The organism is Bradyrhizobium sp. 956_D2_N1_4 (assembly GCF_052076025.1).
GTDB classification, from domain to species: domain Bacteria; phylum Pseudomonadota; class Alphaproteobacteria; order Rhizobiales; family Xanthobacteraceae; genus Bradyrhizobium; species Bradyrhizobium barranii.
Window position 1 is genome coordinate 8,932,501 of the sequence record NZ_CP197237.1, and the last position, 14,801, is coordinate 8,947,301.

Sequence of the window (14,801 nt, forward strand, 5' to 3'; positions counted from 1 at the left end):
CAGGTCGTTGAGCATTTCCGTGCCGCCGCCGAACAGCAGCCAGGAGATATGCGCCCGCGTGTTCAGTCCGAACGGCAGCGAGGTGCCGAACGTGAAGGCGGGGTTCTTGCCCCAGTAATAATACAGCGCCGTGTTGCCCATCTCGACCGTGCCGTTCGAGACGGCATCGAGCACCTGCAGGCCCGGCACGATCTCGCCGGACGCGAACGGCTGGATCTGGAATTTGTTGTCGGTGGCCTCGGCCACGCGCTTGCAGAAATATTCGCAGCCGCCATAGAGCGTATCGAGCGCCTTGGGCCAGCTCGCGGCGAGCCGCCATCTCACTTCCGGCGAAGATTGCGCGATGGCCGGCGCAGCAACCGCTGTGCTTGCCGCCAGGCCAGCGCCTGTCACTTTTAGAAATTCACGACGTTTCATGCGTATCCCTCCGTTGTGCCGATTGCTCGACTAAGGGAACGATCTTCGTGTCGTCTTTTGCTTCGCCGAGAACCGAACTTGTCTTTGGTGAAGGTGTGAGTGTGTCCGACGGCCCTTTAGGGCTCTTTGTGGATCCCGTACGTTGCGGTTCCGCCCATCAGGATGACCGGTCGCTTTGCGATAATCAAGCGTCGTCGGAACGCTCGCAGTTGCGAAGCCGATTGGGACAACCAGGTTTGGTCCGAAACCAGAACCAAAGCACGTAAAACCCCGGAGATGGCAGCATCTCCGGGGCTTCTCCGTCTTTAGTCGTGTGAGCCGCTCAGCGCCTCACGTCTTGGTCCGCATCCGCGCCATGAAGCTGTCGTAGCTCAGCTCGGCCACCTGCGTCCAAGGCAACGAGTCATTCTTGAACGCGGTCATGCTCGCATGCATCTTGCCGAAATGCGGATTGGTCTTGGACAGGTCGGCATAGATCTCGTTGGCGGTGTTGTAGCAGGCCTCGAGCACTTCCTGCGGGAAGCCCCTGAGGATCGCGCCGTTCACGATCAGCCGCTTCAGCGCCGGAGCATTCACCGCATCGTACTTGCCGGTGATCCAGGTGAAGGTGTCGCGTGACGCCGCGTCGATCGCCGCCTGATAGTGCTTGGGCAGCGCGTTCCACTTCTCGATGTTCATGATGTTGTGGCCCTGGCTCGTGCCTTCCCACCAGCCGGGATAGTAGTAGTACTTCGCGACCTTGGCGAAGCCGAGCTTCTCGTCGTCATAGGGACCAACCCATTCGGCCGCGTCGATGGTGCCCTTCTCCAGCGCCGGATAGATGTCGCCGCCGGCGAGCTGCTGTGGCACGCAGCCGAGCTTGGCGAGGATCGTGCCGGCAAAGCCGCCGATACGCATCTTCAGGCCCTTGAGGTCGTCGACCGTCTTGATCTCCTTCCTGAACCAGCCGCCCATCTGCGCGCCGGTCGATCCGGTCGGGATGCCGTAGACGTTGTGCTCCTTCAGGAGGTCGTTGACGAGATCCTGTCCGCCGCCCCACAGCAGCCAGGAAATCTGCTGGCGCGTGTTCAAGCCGAACGGGAGGGCAGTTGCGAACGTGAATGCGGGGTTCTTGCCCCAATAGTAATAAAGCGCGGTATTGCCGATCTCGACCGTGCCGTTCGACACGGCGTCGAGCACCTGCAGGCCCGGGACGATCTCGCCCGCCGCAAAAGGCTGGATCTGGAATTTGTTGTCGGTAATGTCGGCGACCTGCTTGCAGAAATATTCGCAGCCGCCATAGAGCGTATCGAGGGCTTTCGGCCAGCTCGTGGCGTAGCGCCACCTGACCTCGGGCGACGACTGCGCGATCGCGGGCGCAGCCACTGCTGTGCTCGCGGCCAGGCCGACGCCTGTCACCTTCAGAAAATCACGACGTTTCATGCGCATCCCTTCCATTGCGTCGATGCATCGACCAGGGAACGATCTTGCTGTCGTCTTGTCTTCGTCGAGGATCGACGTTCTCTTGTTGAGATTTGTTTGAGCGTTTCCGAATGGCCCTGATGGGCTCTTGTTGCTGGAAGCCGAGCGTTGCGGTTCCGTCAGCAAGGATGACCGGACGCCCTGCGATAATCAAGCCTGATGCCGTCCTCGCAAGTGCGAACGCGGGCCAGACGCAAGTCGGAACCATCAGCGATCTGCTACGCGATTAGGCAATAACAAGGGAGGCTCGCGCATGACGAGCAAAAAGGTCGTGGTCGCTGGGGCAACCGGTCTCGTCGGCAACGCCGCGTTGCGACACTTCGGCACATCCAGCCCCTGCGAGGTCATCGCGCTGTCGCGGCGCAAGCCGCGCGGCCTCTACGGCGCCCGCCATGTCCCGATCGACCTTACCAGCGAAGCCGATTGCCGCCGTGCCGCGGCCGAGCTTCAGGGCGCCACCCATTTGATCTACGCCGCGCTCTACGAGGCGCCACAGCTCGTCGATGGTTGGCGCGATCCGCAGCAGATCAAGACCAATGATCTGATGTTGCGCAATTTGATGGCCGCGCTCGAGCCGGTCGCGCCGGACCTCAAGCATGTCGCTCTGTTGCAGGGCACCAAGGCCTACGGGGTTCACGTTCGCCCCCTGACGGTGCCGGCGCGCGAAGGCCGCTCCGAGATGTACGAGCAGCCCAACTTTTATTGGGCGCAGGAAAATTTCCTGCGCGAGCTCCAGGCCGGGAAAGCCTGGCACCGGAGCATCTTGCGCCCCGTTCTGATCGTCGGCCTCGCCATGGGGGGCGCCATGGATCTGATCCCGCCGCTCGGCGTCTATGCGGCGATGCTGCGCGAGCAGGGCAGGCCGCTCGACTTTCCCGGCGGCGCCGCGCGGGTGGCGCAGGCCGTCGACGTCGATCTCCTCGCGCGCGCGATCGCCTGGTCGGGCGAGGCCAAGGCGGCACAGAACGAAGCCTTCAACGTCACCAATGGCGATGTCTTCACCTGGGAAAACATCTGGCCCGCGGTGGCCGACGCGCTGGAGATGAAGCCCGGCAAGCCGATCCCGCTATCGCTCGCCAAGGAGTTTCCCAATTGGGTCTCTTCTTGGGACGCGTTGCGACGCAAGCATGACCTCGTGTCGCCGGACCTCGCCGACTTCGTCGGCCTGTCGTTCCAATACGCCGATTACAGCATGCGCTACGGCCAGACCGAGTCCGGTCCGCCCTCGATCGTCTCGACCGTGAAGATCAACCGCGCCGGCTTCACCGAGATGATGGACACCGAGGACATGTTCCGGAAGTGGTTCAAGCAAGCCAAAGATAGCCGGCTGCTTCCATAGAGATCGTTACTACGAAGGCCCGCCGCCCGCTCGAAGCACTGGTTACGGTACGCGACCTCGATCCGGAGATCGGGGTCGTTCGTACACCCAGTCGTGCACCCACCGCGCGATCTGGATGCTAATTCTCGGCGAGAGCCACAAGCCAGCACAAAACAGGCGGCCCCTTTGGGGCCGCCTGAGCTGTTTAACGTCAGAGCAGATGACCTACTGGCAGAGATGCTGGAGGCCGTCGCTACCCTTGAAATAGGTGCCGGGCCGGCAGACGATGCCGTTGCGGGCAGCATACGTACTCCAGCTGCCCTGCCAGCCCATCTCGCCGTACGACATGCCGGGCGACATGGCGTAGGAATTGCCCCAGCTGCCGACAGTAGCGTCCGCCGCTGCCGGCTGGCGATATGCCGTTCGCCGAGTTGATGGCCGAACCCGATAGTCGGGGGTGGTCCCCGTTCCAAGACCCGTGCAGCTGGCGAATTCAGCTTGGCATGCGTCCGGATTGGAGTTGTACCACTGCGCCTGTACAGCAGAGCTGGACAGGGCAGATGCCACAACAACGACCGCACCAAGAATTTTCAGATTTATCATGGATTGCTCCTTACGGTTGGACCGTGGTGCAAGATGCCACGTGTGTCAGTACCCGTTTTTTTTGCGCGCAAAACATCAAATCGACGTGACACGTTGGGCGAGCACGAACAGAACGAGCATCCCGGTGTCATCCTTCGCGACCATCCTGACACTGCTCGGCCCGGCCATTGGCTTCTCGGGGCTATCAATCGCTGTGACCAGCGCAAGAATTTCGAGGAGGCCGAAGCCAAGGCCATCGTGGTCGAAGAGGACGCAACCTGCTGCGATCATGAGTCCGCATATGGTTGGACATGGCGCGGGCTGCGGCCGATGCCGGCTTTTGATCGAGAAGCCGAACTCATGGTTCAACATTCACCGCTTTGGCATAGCTACACTTCATCTATAATTCTCTCCCGTGGATCAGCTACAGGAGGCAAGAATGAAGCGATCAATTGCCTTGTCAGCGTCACTAATTATTGGCTTCTCAATTGGAAGCAATGCAGGCGCGAGTGCTGCAACTTACTGCCGACACGTTGGCTATCCCGCCAATTGTGGCGTTCAGACCGGCGTCATAGTCGCGCCAACCCGTGATGTTCGCGGATTGCCACCATCAATTGATGCGGGCCCGAGCGGCGTTATAAGGCAGGACTTGTTCGCAAGGAATAATCCGAACAATTTGCGATCGGATTGGCCCAGTCCACCCGCTCAACCGGGGCAGTTCTAGCCGCTATTTCGCGAATGCCGTCTCCATTACCTTTCGCGTCTTGATCGTCTCGTTGTTAGCGTCGAACTCGACGTCGCTCCAGCGCACGATCTCGCCATGGGCGACATCGTGCTTCAGCTTCAGGCGATGTGCGAGACCGATCGGCAGGGCGCCTGCCTTCAGGCTCGCGGCCGCCGGCACCAGCTTGCCCCACACGGTGTAGCCGCCTTCGCCGTCCAGCATCTCGCCGGCGCGCAGATTGCGCTTGGCCACGGCGGCAACGTCGCCGCGGAAGCCATAGGGCTGGCCGGTCGGCTCGCCCCGCAGCGCCGCCGACAGGATCGAGATGTTCAGCTCGAGCCCGATCAGATGGTACGGCTTGTACATCGCCGCGAAGCGTCCGCTGCCGTCGGTCTTCAGGCCGTATTGCCTGAAGCAATCAGCGGCATAGTCGTTCGGCGCCTCCAGCACGACATAGACGCCCCAGCGCAAATCGCGAAACACCGGCCGGCCGTCGCGCTCGAGTGACGACACCACCTCCACCACGCCCGACCGTTCCAGCACGCCGCCCTTGTCGCTGGGGCGCATGACATGCGGCAAATCGTCGACGCCACAGGGCGGAAACAGCAAGCCGCTCGCGGGCACGTCGAGCCCGCAGGCATTGGCGATAGCCGCCATCTCGATCGCCGATTTGGTGCCGTCGAGGAAGGAGTTGAACATCTGCGGATTCATGCCGGCCGACTGTGCCTCGCCCGCGGTGAGACCATAGTGCTGCCAGACGCCGTCAGGCGTCACGTCGTGATAGGCCGGCAGATATTTTGTCCCCTTGCCGGCCGCGACCACGCGAAAACCGGTGGCGCGCGCCCAGTCGACCATCTCGGCTGTCAGCGCCGGCTGGTCGCCATAGGCGAGCGAATAGACCACGCCCACCTTGCGCGCTTCCTCGGCGAGCAGCGGGCCCGCCAGCACGTCGGCCTCGACATTCACCATCACGATATGCTTGCCCGCCGCAATCGCAGCGCGCGCGTGCCTGATGCCGACGGCCGGATTGCCGGTCGCTTCAACGACAACATCCATCGCGCCGCCGGCAATGGCGCGTGCGCCGTCGTCGGTAAACACAGTGGCCGCGATGCGCTCCGCATCCCAGCCCACGGTGCGGCACGCCTCACGCGCACGGTCGCGATCGATATCGACGATGATGGGCACCTCCAACCCCGGCGTGTGCGGCACCTGCGCCAGAAACATCGAGCCGAACTTGCCGGCACCGATCAGCGCGACACGGACAGGCTTGCCGGCGGACGCGCGGGCCTGGAGGAGGCGGAAGAGGTTCATGGGGGATGTCCTGAGCGCAACAATCAAAGCTCGTCATTCCGGGGCGACGCGCAGCGTCGAGCCCGGAATCCATAACCACGATCGGGAGTATGGATTCCGGGCTCGCGCCCAAGAAGGCGCGCCCCGGAATGACAGTGAGAACTTACTCCGCCGCCTGTCGCGGCGCACGTGCGAGTCGCACCAGCGCATCGTCGTCCACCGTCTTGATCGGCGCGAAGTCGCGATGCGCGATGTATTCCGGCCGCGTCGGCGTGCGGATGTAGTTCGAGACCGCGTTCAGCGTCAGGTACACGATCTTGCGCGGGTAGGGCGTGATGTTGCCGGCCGAGCCATGCACGAGATTGCCGTGGAACATCAGCATGCCGCCCGGCTTGCCTGTGGGCGCGACGATGCCGCCCTGCTTGACGAGGCGCGTCACGGTCTCTTCGTCGAGCGTCCACAGTGGATAGGAGGTCGTCGCAAGGTCATGCGAGGCCTGGAGATCGCCGGCATTCTGGCTCTGCGGCACCAGCATCAGGGGGCCGTTGATCGGCATCACCTCGTCGAGGAAGATCGCGATGTTCATCGCGCGCGGCTCCGGCATGCCATCGTCGCGCTTCCAGGTGCCGTAATCCTGGTGCCATTGCCAGACGTCGCCGGTGAAGGCCGATTTCGCGTTGATCTTGAACTGGTGCATGTAGACCGGCTCGCCGAACAATTGCTCGACCGGGTCGATCATGCGCGGATGCGCGCCCAGGATGCGGAATGCCTCGTTGTAGAGATGTGCGGCAAACGCCGTGCGTGGCGCACCGCTCTTCTCGCGCCAGACCTCGGGCCGGTTCGCGTCATAGATGCCGACCGCCTCGCGCGCGAGGAAGTCGACTTCCTCCTGGCTGAACAATTCGGGGAGGAACAGCCAGCCCTCGCGATGGAAGAACTCCAATTGCTCCTGAGACAGTTTCATGGGTCGTCCTCCTGCTTTGATTTGTTGTTTTCTCTCGTCATGGCCGGGCTTGACCCGGCCATCCACGTCTTTGCTCCACGTTCGCGAGAAGAACGTGGATGCCCGGGACAAGCCCGGGCATGACGGCGGGCGCGCAAATGGCTACGCCGCCGCCTCGTCCGTCGCCCTCAATTTCTCCTCGGTCATCCGTCCCGCCGTCTGCGCATGGGCCAGCGCTGCGCGCTCGGCGGCTTTCGCATCGCCTGCGAGAATGTGTCCGGCAATCGTCGCATGCTCGGCCCACGCGCTGCCGCGATAATCGAGCTCGGAGAGCACCGTCGCCATCGAGCGGCGCATATGCGGCCATTGAGGCGCGATCGTCTCCTCGATCACGGGATTGCCCGCGAGCTGATAGATCGCGCGGTGAAAATCGACGTCGAGCACGATCAGCTCGGCGAGCGACGTCTTGCGGTCGATGCGGCGTCCGGCGGCGAGGGCTGCGTCCAACCGCGCGCGTCCCGCCGCGTCGCTTGCGGCGCGCTGAGCGGCGAGCCGCGCGGCCAGCGCGTCGATGGCGCCTCGCACCTCGTAGAGCTGGCGGATGCGCGAGGGGTCGAGCTGGGTGACTTCAAAGCCGCGCCGGCCGCTCTCGGCGACGAGACCCTGCCGGTGCAGCAGATGCAGCGCATGCGACACCGGCTGGCGCGACACGCCGAGCTTGTCGGCGAGTTCGTTCTGCCGGATGCGTTGGCCGGGCTGAAGCGTGCGGTCGGAGATCGCCTCCAGGATCCGCGCATAGACCTGGTCGATCAGGTTCGGGAGCGGGTCGAGAGGGATCACGCCGGCAGCTCCGAGACATAAAAGGGAATACGGAATTCCGTATTCGAAGGTACTGCGGGAGGGGGAGGGCGTCAAGGCGGGCCTCAAGCCGCCGTTTTGGCCTCGCTAAGCCATTGATATCGCGAGGGCCGTCTACTGTGCATGGGGTTGTTTTCGCCAAAATGGCTTGGCCGGCCCCGGCGCCTACTTCTTCGTGCCCTGCTCGATCAGTATCCGGCTCATCAGATAGAGCCGCGGCACGATCGAGTTGGTGTCGATGAATTCGTCCCGCGCGTGATAGCCGAAGCCGGCGAGGCCAAAGCTCTCGACCACGACCGCTTGCCGCTGCGGTTGGCATAGCCGGCGTCGGTGGCGCCGCCGGTCATCTCGGCGATGTCGAGCTTGCGGTCGATCTCGGCATAGATCGCCTGCCCCTCCTGCGCGAGCGCGCGGCCGCGATCGCTCGCGACGAAGGGCGGGCGGCCCGCAATGATCGTCACCGTGGTTTCGGTGTCGGGCACGAACCTGTCCTTCACCTTCGCGTCGAGCGCCGCCTGCAATTTGGCGATGCCATCGGGGATGGTCAGGCGGATGTCGGCGCCGGCCTCGGCCTTTTCCGGAATCTGGTTGCGCACCGTGCCTGCCTGCGCCGTGGTCCAGTTGAGCTGCGTGCCCGGGATCGACTTGGCGACGTCCTTTGTCTGCTGCAATTGGTGTGCGAGCTCGATCGGCGCGTTGCGGCCGAGATCGGGCGCGGCGCCGGCATGCGAGGCGCGGCCCTTCACCTCCATCTTCGCCGTCGCAGTGCCGCTCGCGCCCAGCAGCAGTCCGTCATTCCTGGCGATCGGCGCGGCGACCGTCGGTTCGCAGGAGAGCACGACGTCGTGCTGGTCGGCGAGCTCTGCGATGATCTCGCCCGACCCGATCGAGCCGACCTCTTCATCCGGATTGAAGGCCACGGTAAGCTTGGCGTAGTCCTGCCAGCCGGCGTCCTTCAGGATCTTGAGCGCATGCAGGACCACGGCGATGCCGCCCTTGTCGTCGGCGATGCCGGGGCCGTAGATGCGGTTGCCGTCGACACGGTACGGCTCGCTTGCGAGAATGCCGCGCTGATAGACCGTGTCCATGTGCGCGATCAGCATCAGCTTTCGCGACCCGGGGCCCTGGAAGCTGGCGATCACCATGTCGGCGCCCGTGCCCGCGGTGGTCTTGCGCCGCTCGATGGTGGCGCCCAGCGCCTTCAGGCGCGCTTCGGTGAAGTCGGCCATCTTCTTCAGGCCCTCGGCATCGCTGCTGCCGCTCTCGATCATCACCATGTCGCGCAGGGTCTCGATCAGCGGCGCCTTCTCCTGCTCGGCCGCGGCCTTGAGCTTCTCGTCGGCGGCCGCAAGCGCGATGGTGCTGCCGGCGGCGAGGCCGAGCAGGGACAAAGCGAGCAGGGGAATGAAGCGGGCTGTCATGGAATCGTCCTTTCGCGTCTTGAGCGCACCGCGCGCGATTGGACTTCAGCGTAACATCCGGGCTGTCCGGATGCCACGTCCCGCTAGCGCTCCAGCACCTCCACCTCCATCGTCGCGATCTGGTCCGCATCGGCTACCGCCTCGATCCCCGCGATCCGGTCGCCGTTGAACGTCACGCGCAGCGCGATGCGCAGACGTCCGCCGAAGATGACGGCGACGCCGATCTCGCCATCGACCAGCGCCGTCCGTGCAGCCTGCGCACGGCCCTTGTAGAGCTGTGCGACCGCATCCGCGCCGCGGATCTCCGGCAGCGTGCCGAGCCGCACCGCAGCCTGGTCGGCACGGAACACGACGTCGGGATCGAGCAGGGCCAGCAGGCCCTCGAAATTGCCCTCGCGCGAAGCCCTGAGGAAAGCATCGACGATCGCGCGCTGGTGCGAGATGTCCGCCTCGGGCACCGGCGCACCCTGGACGCGCCGACGTGCGCGGCTCGCAAGCTGCCGTGAGGCGTCGACCGAGCGTCCGACGATCGGCGCGATCTCCTCGAACGGGACTGCGAACATGTCGTGCAGCACGAAGGCGAGCCGCTCTGCCGGCTGCAATGTCTCGAGCACGACGAGGAGGGCCGCGCCGACGGAATCAGCCATCTCGGCCTCGCGCTCCCGCGTCTCGTCGACCGGCTCGGGCACATGCGGGCCCATCGGGTCCTCGCGGCGTGACTTGCGCGCACGCAGCATGTCGAGGCAGATGCGCGCGACCACGGTGGTCAGCCAGCCCCGCAGGTTCGCGACATCGGACGTGTCGTAGCGGCTGACCCGCAGCCAGGCCTCCTGCACGGCATCGTCGACCTCGGCGCTGGAACCCAGCATCCGGTAGGCGACCGCGCGCAGATGGTCCCTGCTGGCCTCGAACTGGCGGCTGAGAAAATTTTCTTCGCTCATCGGTCACATTCCCTCGTGGTCATCCGTCATCCCCATGACGAAGCCAATCCGGCCGATGTGACCGGAACCGTCGAAATTTTCAAACGGAGACGCAAGATGATGCACGCCCGCATGAACCACCCGGTCATGGTCCTGCCGGAGGCCATGAATGTCCTTCAGTCCCTTGGCAATTTGACCAAGCAGGGCCTGCCGGAAAAACTCCTCGAACTGGTGCACCTGCGCGCCAGCCAGATCAATGGCTGCAGCGTCTGCGTCGACATGCATCCCAAGATCGCCCGCAAAGCTGGCGAGACCGACGAGCGCCTGTTTGCCGTGTCGGCCTGGCGCGATGCGCCCTATTTCAGCGACGCCGAGCGCGCCGCGCTGGCGCTGACCGAAGCCGTCACGCGTCTCGCCGATCGCGAAGACCCCGTGCCGGATGCGATCTGGAACGAGGCCGCCAAGCATTTTGACGAGCGCGAGCTCGCAACGCTGATCCTCTCGATCGCGACGATCAACGTCTGGAACCGGCTGAATGCGACGATCAAGATGCCGGTCGGCGTGTGGAAGGTGTGAGTTTCTGTGCCCTCTCCCCTTGCGGGAGAGGGCAGCGCCGCTGGGAGACACGAACTCACTTGGGTGAGGGGTATTTCTCCGCAGACTCATTTGCAGATGTGATCCTTCTCCCACATCCGCCTTCGCCTGAAGGCTTCGGCGGACAAGAGGGGAGAAGGAAGGAAAAGATCTACTCCGCCAAAAACCTGTTCACCACCTCGCCGAACTCAAGCGGCGCCTGCTCGAACATCCAGTGGCCGGCATTGGGGATCACCGCGGTCTTGCTGCCCGCGATGTGCTCGGCCAGCACGCGCCACATCATCGACAGGCTGCCGGTCGTCGCGCCGCCGCCGATCAGCAGCGTCGACGTCCTGATCGCCTGCGCATCAGCGAGCGTGTAGGGCCGGCGCTGCTCGTTGATCTGGCCGAGGAAGGTGAGCGTGTTGTCGCGCAGCTGTTGTTTCGCCGCCGCCGGCACGCGCCGCCACGAGCCGTCGCCTTCGATGCCCTCGTAGAAATTCCGCAGCGCGCCGTCGAGATCGCCGGCGCGGATCATCTCGACCGAGCGTATCGTCTTCGCAGCGAGCGGCGGATGCGCGGGCGTGCCTTCGGGCACCGGCAGGCTGGCGTCGAGATCGCCGCCCGGTTCGGCCAGCACCAGCTTGCGCAGGAGGTCAGGCCGCGCCTGCGCGACGCGAAATGCGATGTGGCCGCCGCGCGAATGGCCCATCAGGTCGACCGGGCCGGGCCTGACCTGCTCGATGAAGGCGATCGTGTCCGCGACGTGTTGCGCCATCTTGTAGTCGTCGCCGACGGCGTCCCAATGCTCGGGGAAGAAGTGCCGCAGGCTGACCGAGATGACGCGATGGGACTTCGACAGCGGGCCGAGCACTGAATACCAGGTGCGGAAATCACCTAACGTGCCGTGGACGCAGACCAGCGGCGGGCCGTCCCCGACTTCGAGATAGGCCATGTCGTAACCGTTGACGCGAAAGCTCTGCATGATCAGCTCGCCAGGAAATCCAGAACCAGTTCGGTGTATTTTTGCGGCGCCTGCTCGAACATCGGATGCGTCGCGTTCGGGATGATCGCCGTCTTCGAATAGGGCACATGAGCCGCCAACGCATGCAGCACTTTCGACAGCAGGCCCTTGGTGCGCGCGCCCAGGATGAACAGCGTCGGCATCCTGATCGATTCCGCATCCGCCTTTGAGAAGGGCGGACGATCGTCGCGGACCTGCCCGATCAGGGTATAGGCGTTGTCGCGCAGATTCTGCTTCACCATCGCCGGCAGCCGCGGCCAGGTGCCGGCGCCCTCCAGCGTGTCGACGAACACGGCAAGGCCGCCGTCGACATCGCCGGCCGCGATCTTCGCGGCCGAGGCGGTGAACCGCGCCAAGAGCGGCGAGGGGCCATCGACGTAATCGGGATCGAGGCTCGCATCGAGCTCGCCGCCGGGTTCGGCCAGGACCAGCCGCCGGAGCAGATCGGGGCGCGCCTGCGCCACGCGGAAGCAGATGTGGCCGCCGCGGGAATGGCCCATCAGATCGACCGGGCCGACGTCGAGCTTCTCGATGAAGGCGATGACGTCCTGGACATGCTGGGCGATCGAATAGGTGTCGCCGACGCCATCCCAGCGGTCGGGGAAGAAATGCCGCAAGCTGACGGCGATCACCCGATGCCGCTGCGTCAGCGGTCCGAGCACGCAGCTCCAGACGCGAAAGTCATTGAGCGAGCCATGCACGCAGACCAGCGGCGGCCGGCCTCGGTCTTCACCCACGTCGAGATAGGTCATGTCGTATCCGTTGACGTGGAGGCTTTGCATTCGGGGGCTCGCGGGAGGGGAGGCAGGAACTCCTGTGCAAGATTCCCGGAAACCGGGTGGATCGCAACTATTTCCAAGCCTAGATTTAGGCATGGATCACAATGGGGGCATGCGACGAGGGCGCAAGCCAGGAACCAAGCCATGACCGACCAGCATTTTGCCCTGTTCGACACCAGGATCGGCCTCTGTGCCGTCGCCTGGGGCCCGCGTGGTATCAACGGCACGCAACTGCCCATGGGCGGCGAGGAGAAGATCCGCACCCGCATCAGCCAGCGCCATGCCGATGCCACCGAGGCCGAACCGACTGCCGAGGTGCGAGAGGCGATCGACCGCATCACAAAACTGCTCGCGGGCGAGCCGGATGATCTCACCGACATTCCGCTCGATCTCGACGGCGTGCCCGAGTTCAACCGCGGCGTCTACGAGATCGCCCGCGCCATCCCGCCGGGAAAGACCATCACCTATGGCGATATCGCCAAGCAGCTCGGCGGCGTCCAGCTGTCGCGCGATGTCGGTCAGGCGCTCGGCCGCAATCCGTGCCCGATTGTCGTGCCCTGCCATCGCGTGCTGGCTGCCGGCAACAAGCCCGGCGGCTTCTCGGCGAATGGCGGCGTGGTGACGAAGCTGAAGATGCTCGAGATCGAAGGCGCGCTGGTGAACCACACGCCGAGCCTGTTTGATTGAGGTACAAGGTCTCCCGCCCCGGACGCAGGAAGCGTAGGGTGGATTAGCCGAAGGCGTAATCCACCACTTTTGGCCCGGCGCGAGAAGAGGTGGATTACGCTTCGCTAATCCACCCTACGAATCGCCCTTAAATCTTCGCCGCCGTCTTCGGCCAATACCGGTCGCGCAGATGTCGCTTCACCAGCTTGCCCGTCGGCGTGCGCGGCAGCTCGGCTTCGAAATCGATCGAGCGCGGGCACTTGATCGCCGAGAGACGCGTCTTGCAGTAGGCGATCAGGTCCGCCTCGAGCGCCTTGCCGGCGCGGCTCATGTCGTGCGGCTGCACCACCGCCTTCACCTCTTCGCCCATCTCTTCGTTCGGCACGCCGAACACGGCGACGTCGGCGATATCAGGGTGGGTGATGAGGACGTCCTCGGTCTCCTGCGGGTAGATGTTCACACCGCCGGAGATGATCATGTAGGACTTGCGGTCGGTGAGGAACAGAAAACCGTCCTTGTCGAGGTAGCCGACGTCGCCAAGCGTCGACCAACCCTTGGCATTGTAGGCCTTCTTCGTTTTCTCTGGATCGTTGTGATAGGTGAAAACAGGCGCATCGGCGAAATAGACCGTGCCGATCTCGCCCACCGGCTGCTCCTCGTCGTTCTCGTCCAGGATCTTGATCTTGCCGACCACGGCGCGGCCGACGCTGCCGCGATGCTCCAGCCATTGCTGCGAATTGCAGACGGTGACGCCGTTGCCTTCCGAGCCGGCGTAATACTCGATCAGGATCGGTCCCCACCATTCGATCATTTTTGCCTTGACGTCGACAGGGCAGGGGGCCGCGGCGTGGATCGCGCCCTTCAGTGTGGAGACGTCGTAACGGTTGCGGACATCGTCAGGCAGCTTCAGCATGCGCACGAACATGGTCGGCACGAGTTGCGACTGCGTGACCTTGTATTTCTCGACCAGCTTGAGGAAATCCTCGGCATCAAAATGCTCCATGATGATGGAGGTGCCGCCGAGCACGATCGCCATCATGTTGAAGCGCAGCGGAGCCGCGTGATAGAGCGGCGCCGGCGAGAGATAGGTGCTCTCCGCATTCATGCCGCACATGTCGGCGCAGAGGACGCGCAGGAAGGCGTTCGGCACGTCGATCTTGTTGCCTTCGAAGGCCCTCTTGATGCCCTTCGGTCGGCCGGTGGTGCCGGACGAATACAGCATGTCGTAGCCGGCGACCTCGTCCGCAATCGGCGTTGTCGGCTGTGCGGACGCTTCCTTGTCGTAGGAGCGGAAGCCGGGCTGGGGCTCGTCGACCATGTAGAAGATCGGCTCGCCCGCGGTCCCCTTGATCAGGGCCTTGATCTGGTCGGCGCATTTCGGCGTGGTGATCACGACCTTGGCGCCGCAATCGCCGATGATGTAGTCGATCTCGTCCTGCTTCAGATAGCGGCTGATGGCGGTGTAATAGAGCCCGCTGCGTTGCGCCGCCCAGCAGATCTCCATGAACGCGAGACGGTTTTCCATCAAGAGCGCGATGTGGTCGCCGGCCTTCAGGCCGAGCGAGCGGAACAGGTTTGCGCCCTGGTTCGAGAGCTCATCGAGCTCGCGATAGGTGATCGCTTTGCCGGTCCCGGCCATCTGGTAGGCGATCTTGTCGGGCGTTGTGCGAGCGTAGATGGACGGATGGGTCATAAGCGTAGGTCCCAAGGCACACGAGATGTCGTCCCGGCGAAAGCCGGGACCCATAACCACAGGGCGTCGTTTGGCAGAGGATCGTCGTTCGGTACTGCGACCAACCACAATCGATATATTTCGCGGTATGGG

Annotated in this window: 14 protein-coding genes and 1 pseudogene (1 of these 15 running past the window's edge); 3 read left to right on the plus strand and 12 right to left on the minus strand. The window is 64.0% G+C overall.

The genetic code is table 11. The features are described 5' to 3' along the window. Both AB7535_RS42335 and AB7535_RS42340 read right to left on the minus strand, forming a co-directional pair. On the minus strand, positions 1-417 hold the start of the coding sequence (locus tag AB7535_RS42335) for a TRAP transporter substrate-binding protein (RefSeq protein ID WP_354114525.1). It extends 675 nt beyond the left edge of the window; the window shows 417 of its 1,092 coding nt (coding positions 1-417); it begins with the start codon at positions 415-417; the stop codon falls past the left edge of the window. 330 nt (positions 418-747) lie between these two features. Beyond that, the gene (locus AB7535_RS42340) at positions 748-1,839 is read right to left on the minus strand and encodes a TRAP transporter substrate-binding protein (protein ID WP_063986726.1); all 1,092 of its coding nucleotides are present in this window, start codon (positions 1,837-1,839) and stop codon (positions 748-750) included. A gap of 292 nt (positions 1,840-2,131) precedes the next feature. On the opposite strand from AB7535_RS42340, the gene AB7535_RS42345 reads away from it, so the two are divergent. After that, positions 2,132-3,217 (plus strand): NAD-dependent epimerase/dehydratase family protein, encoded by a 1,086-nt coding sequence (locus AB7535_RS42345; protein WP_354114526.1) that lies wholly within the window; start codon positions 2,132-2,134, stop codon positions 3,215-3,217. A 204-nt stretch (positions 3,218-3,421) separates the two neighbouring features. On the opposite strand, the gene AB7535_RS42350 is transcribed toward AB7535_RS42345, so the two are convergent. The 7 genes and pseudogenes from AB7535_RS42350 to AB7535_RS42380 form a co-directional block, all read right to left on the minus strand. Next, positions 3,422-3,799, minus strand: a complete 378-nt coding sequence (locus AB7535_RS42350; RefSeq protein WP_354114527.1) for a hypothetical protein — start codon at positions 3,797-3,799, stop codon at positions 3,422-3,424. Between the two features lie 75 nt (positions 3,800-3,874). Further along, entirely contained in the window at positions 3,875-4,069 is a 195-nt protein-coding gene (locus AB7535_RS42355) for a hypothetical protein (RefSeq protein WP_208084352.1), read from the minus strand. 436 nt (positions 4,070-4,505) lie between these two features. Continuing rightward, a complete protein-coding gene (locus tag AB7535_RS42360) occupies positions 4,506-5,813 on the minus strand; it encodes an NAD(P)H-dependent oxidoreductase (RefSeq protein WP_354114528.1) in 1,308 nt (435 codons plus the stop codon). Positions 5,814-5,955: 142 nt separating this feature from the next. Then, positions 5,956-6,756, minus strand: a complete 801-nt coding sequence (locus AB7535_RS42365) for a phytanoyl-CoA dioxygenase family protein (RefSeq protein WP_071909359.1) — start codon at positions 6,754-6,756, stop codon at positions 5,956-5,958. Positions 6,757-6,897: 141 nt separating this feature from the next. Next, positions 6,898-7,575: a GntR family transcriptional regulator gene (locus AB7535_RS42370; protein ID WP_063985762.1), complete on the minus strand. Its 678-nt coding sequence runs from the start codon at positions 7,573-7,575 to the stop codon at positions 6,898-6,900. 183 nt (positions 7,576-7,758) lie between these two features. Then, a pseudogene (locus AB7535_RS42375) lies at positions 7,759-9,014 on the minus strand (M20/M25/M40 family metallo-hydrolase). 83 nt (positions 9,015-9,097) lie between these two features. Further along, positions 9,098-9,955: a sigma-70 family RNA polymerase sigma factor gene (locus tag AB7535_RS42380; RefSeq protein WP_354114529.1), complete on the minus strand. Its 858-nt coding sequence runs from the start codon at positions 9,953-9,955 to the stop codon at positions 9,098-9,100. Between the two features lie 99 nt (positions 9,956-10,054). Here AB7535_RS42380 and AB7535_RS42385 point away from each other — a divergent pair, with 99 nt between their 5' ends. Continuing rightward, the gene (locus AB7535_RS42385) at positions 10,055-10,510 is read left to right on the plus strand and encodes a carboxymuconolactone decarboxylase family protein (protein WP_208089258.1); all 456 of its coding nucleotides are present in this window, start codon (positions 10,055-10,057) and stop codon (positions 10,508-10,510) included. Between the two features lie 169 nt (positions 10,511-10,679). Here the strand turns inward: AB7535_RS42385 and AB7535_RS42390 are convergent, their stop codons facing one another. After that, positions 10,680-11,492 carry an alpha/beta fold hydrolase gene (locus AB7535_RS42390; RefSeq protein WP_354114530.1) on the minus strand — a complete coding sequence of 271 codons (813 nt, stop codon included), beginning with the start codon at positions 11,490-11,492 and terminating at the stop codon, positions 10,680-10,682. Between the two features lie 2 nt (positions 11,493-11,494). Continuing rightward, the gene (locus tag AB7535_RS42395; protein ID WP_354114531.1) at positions 11,495-12,313 is read right to left on the minus strand and encodes an alpha/beta fold hydrolase; all 819 of its coding nucleotides are present in this window, start codon (positions 12,311-12,313) and stop codon (positions 11,495-11,497) included. Between the two features lie 141 nt (positions 12,314-12,454). Here AB7535_RS42395 and AB7535_RS42400 point away from each other — a divergent pair, with 141 nt between their 5' ends. Further along, positions 12,455-12,997, plus strand: coding sequence for a methylated-DNA--[protein]-cysteine S-methyltransferase (locus tag AB7535_RS42400; protein WP_354114532.1), 543 nt, complete (start codon positions 12,455-12,457; stop codon positions 12,995-12,997). A gap of 127 nt (positions 12,998-13,124) precedes the next feature. Here AB7535_RS42400 and AB7535_RS42405 read toward each other — a convergent pair whose 3' ends face one another. Next, positions 13,125-14,669 (minus strand): acyl-CoA synthetase, encoded by a 1,545-nt coding sequence (locus AB7535_RS42405; protein ID WP_354114533.1) that lies wholly within the window; start codon positions 14,667-14,669, stop codon positions 13,125-13,127. Positions 14,670-14,801: the final 132 nt, after the last annotated feature.

What these genes read in the sequence shown, in the direction of transcription:
- AB7535_RS42340 (WP_063986726.1), bottom strand. Translation starts at nt 1,839, where the DNA reads ATGAAACGTCGTGATTTTCTGAAGGTGACAGGCGTCGGCCTGGCCGCG.
- AB7535_RS42345 (WP_354114526.1), top strand. Translation starts at nt 2,132, where the DNA reads ATGACGAGCAAAAAGGTCGTGGTCGCTGGGGCAACCGGTCTCGTCGGC.
- AB7535_RS42350 (WP_354114527.1), bottom strand. Translation starts at nt 3,799, where the DNA reads ATGATAAATCTGAAAATTCTTGGTGCGGTCGTTGTTGTGGCATCTGCC.
- AB7535_RS42355 (WP_208084352.1), bottom strand. Translation starts at nt 4,069, where the DNA reads ATGATCGCAGCAGGTTGCGTCCTCTTCGACCACGATGGCCTTGGCTTC.
- AB7535_RS42360 (WP_354114528.1), bottom strand. Translation starts at nt 5,813, where the DNA reads ATGAACCTCTTCCGCCTCCTCCAGGCCCGCGCGTCCGCCGGCAAGCCT.
- AB7535_RS42365 (WP_071909359.1), bottom strand. Translation starts at nt 6,756, where the DNA reads ATGAAACTGTCTCAGGAGCAATTGGAGTTCTTCCATCGCGAGGGCTGG.
- AB7535_RS42380 (WP_354114529.1), bottom strand. Translation starts at nt 9,955, where the DNA reads ATGAGCGAAGAAAATTTTCTCAGCCGCCAGTTCGAGGCCAGCAGGGAC.
- AB7535_RS42385 (WP_208089258.1), top strand. Translation starts at nt 10,055, where the DNA reads ATGCACGCCCGCATGAACCACCCGGTCATGGTCCTGCCGGAGGCCATG.
- AB7535_RS42390 (WP_354114530.1), bottom strand. Translation starts at nt 11,492, where the DNA reads ATGCAGAGCTTTCGCGTCAACGGTTACGACATGGCCTATCTCGAAGTC.
- AB7535_RS42395 (WP_354114531.1), bottom strand. Translation starts at nt 12,313, where the DNA reads ATGCAAAGCCTCCACGTCAACGGATACGACATGACCTATCTCGACGTG.
- AB7535_RS42400 (WP_354114532.1), top strand. Translation starts at nt 12,455, where the DNA reads ATGACCGACCAGCATTTTGCCCTGTTCGACACCAGGATCGGCCTCTGT.
- AB7535_RS42405 (WP_354114533.1), bottom strand. Translation starts at nt 14,669, where the DNA reads ATGACCCATCCGTCCATCTACGCTCGCACAACGCCCGACAAGATCGCC.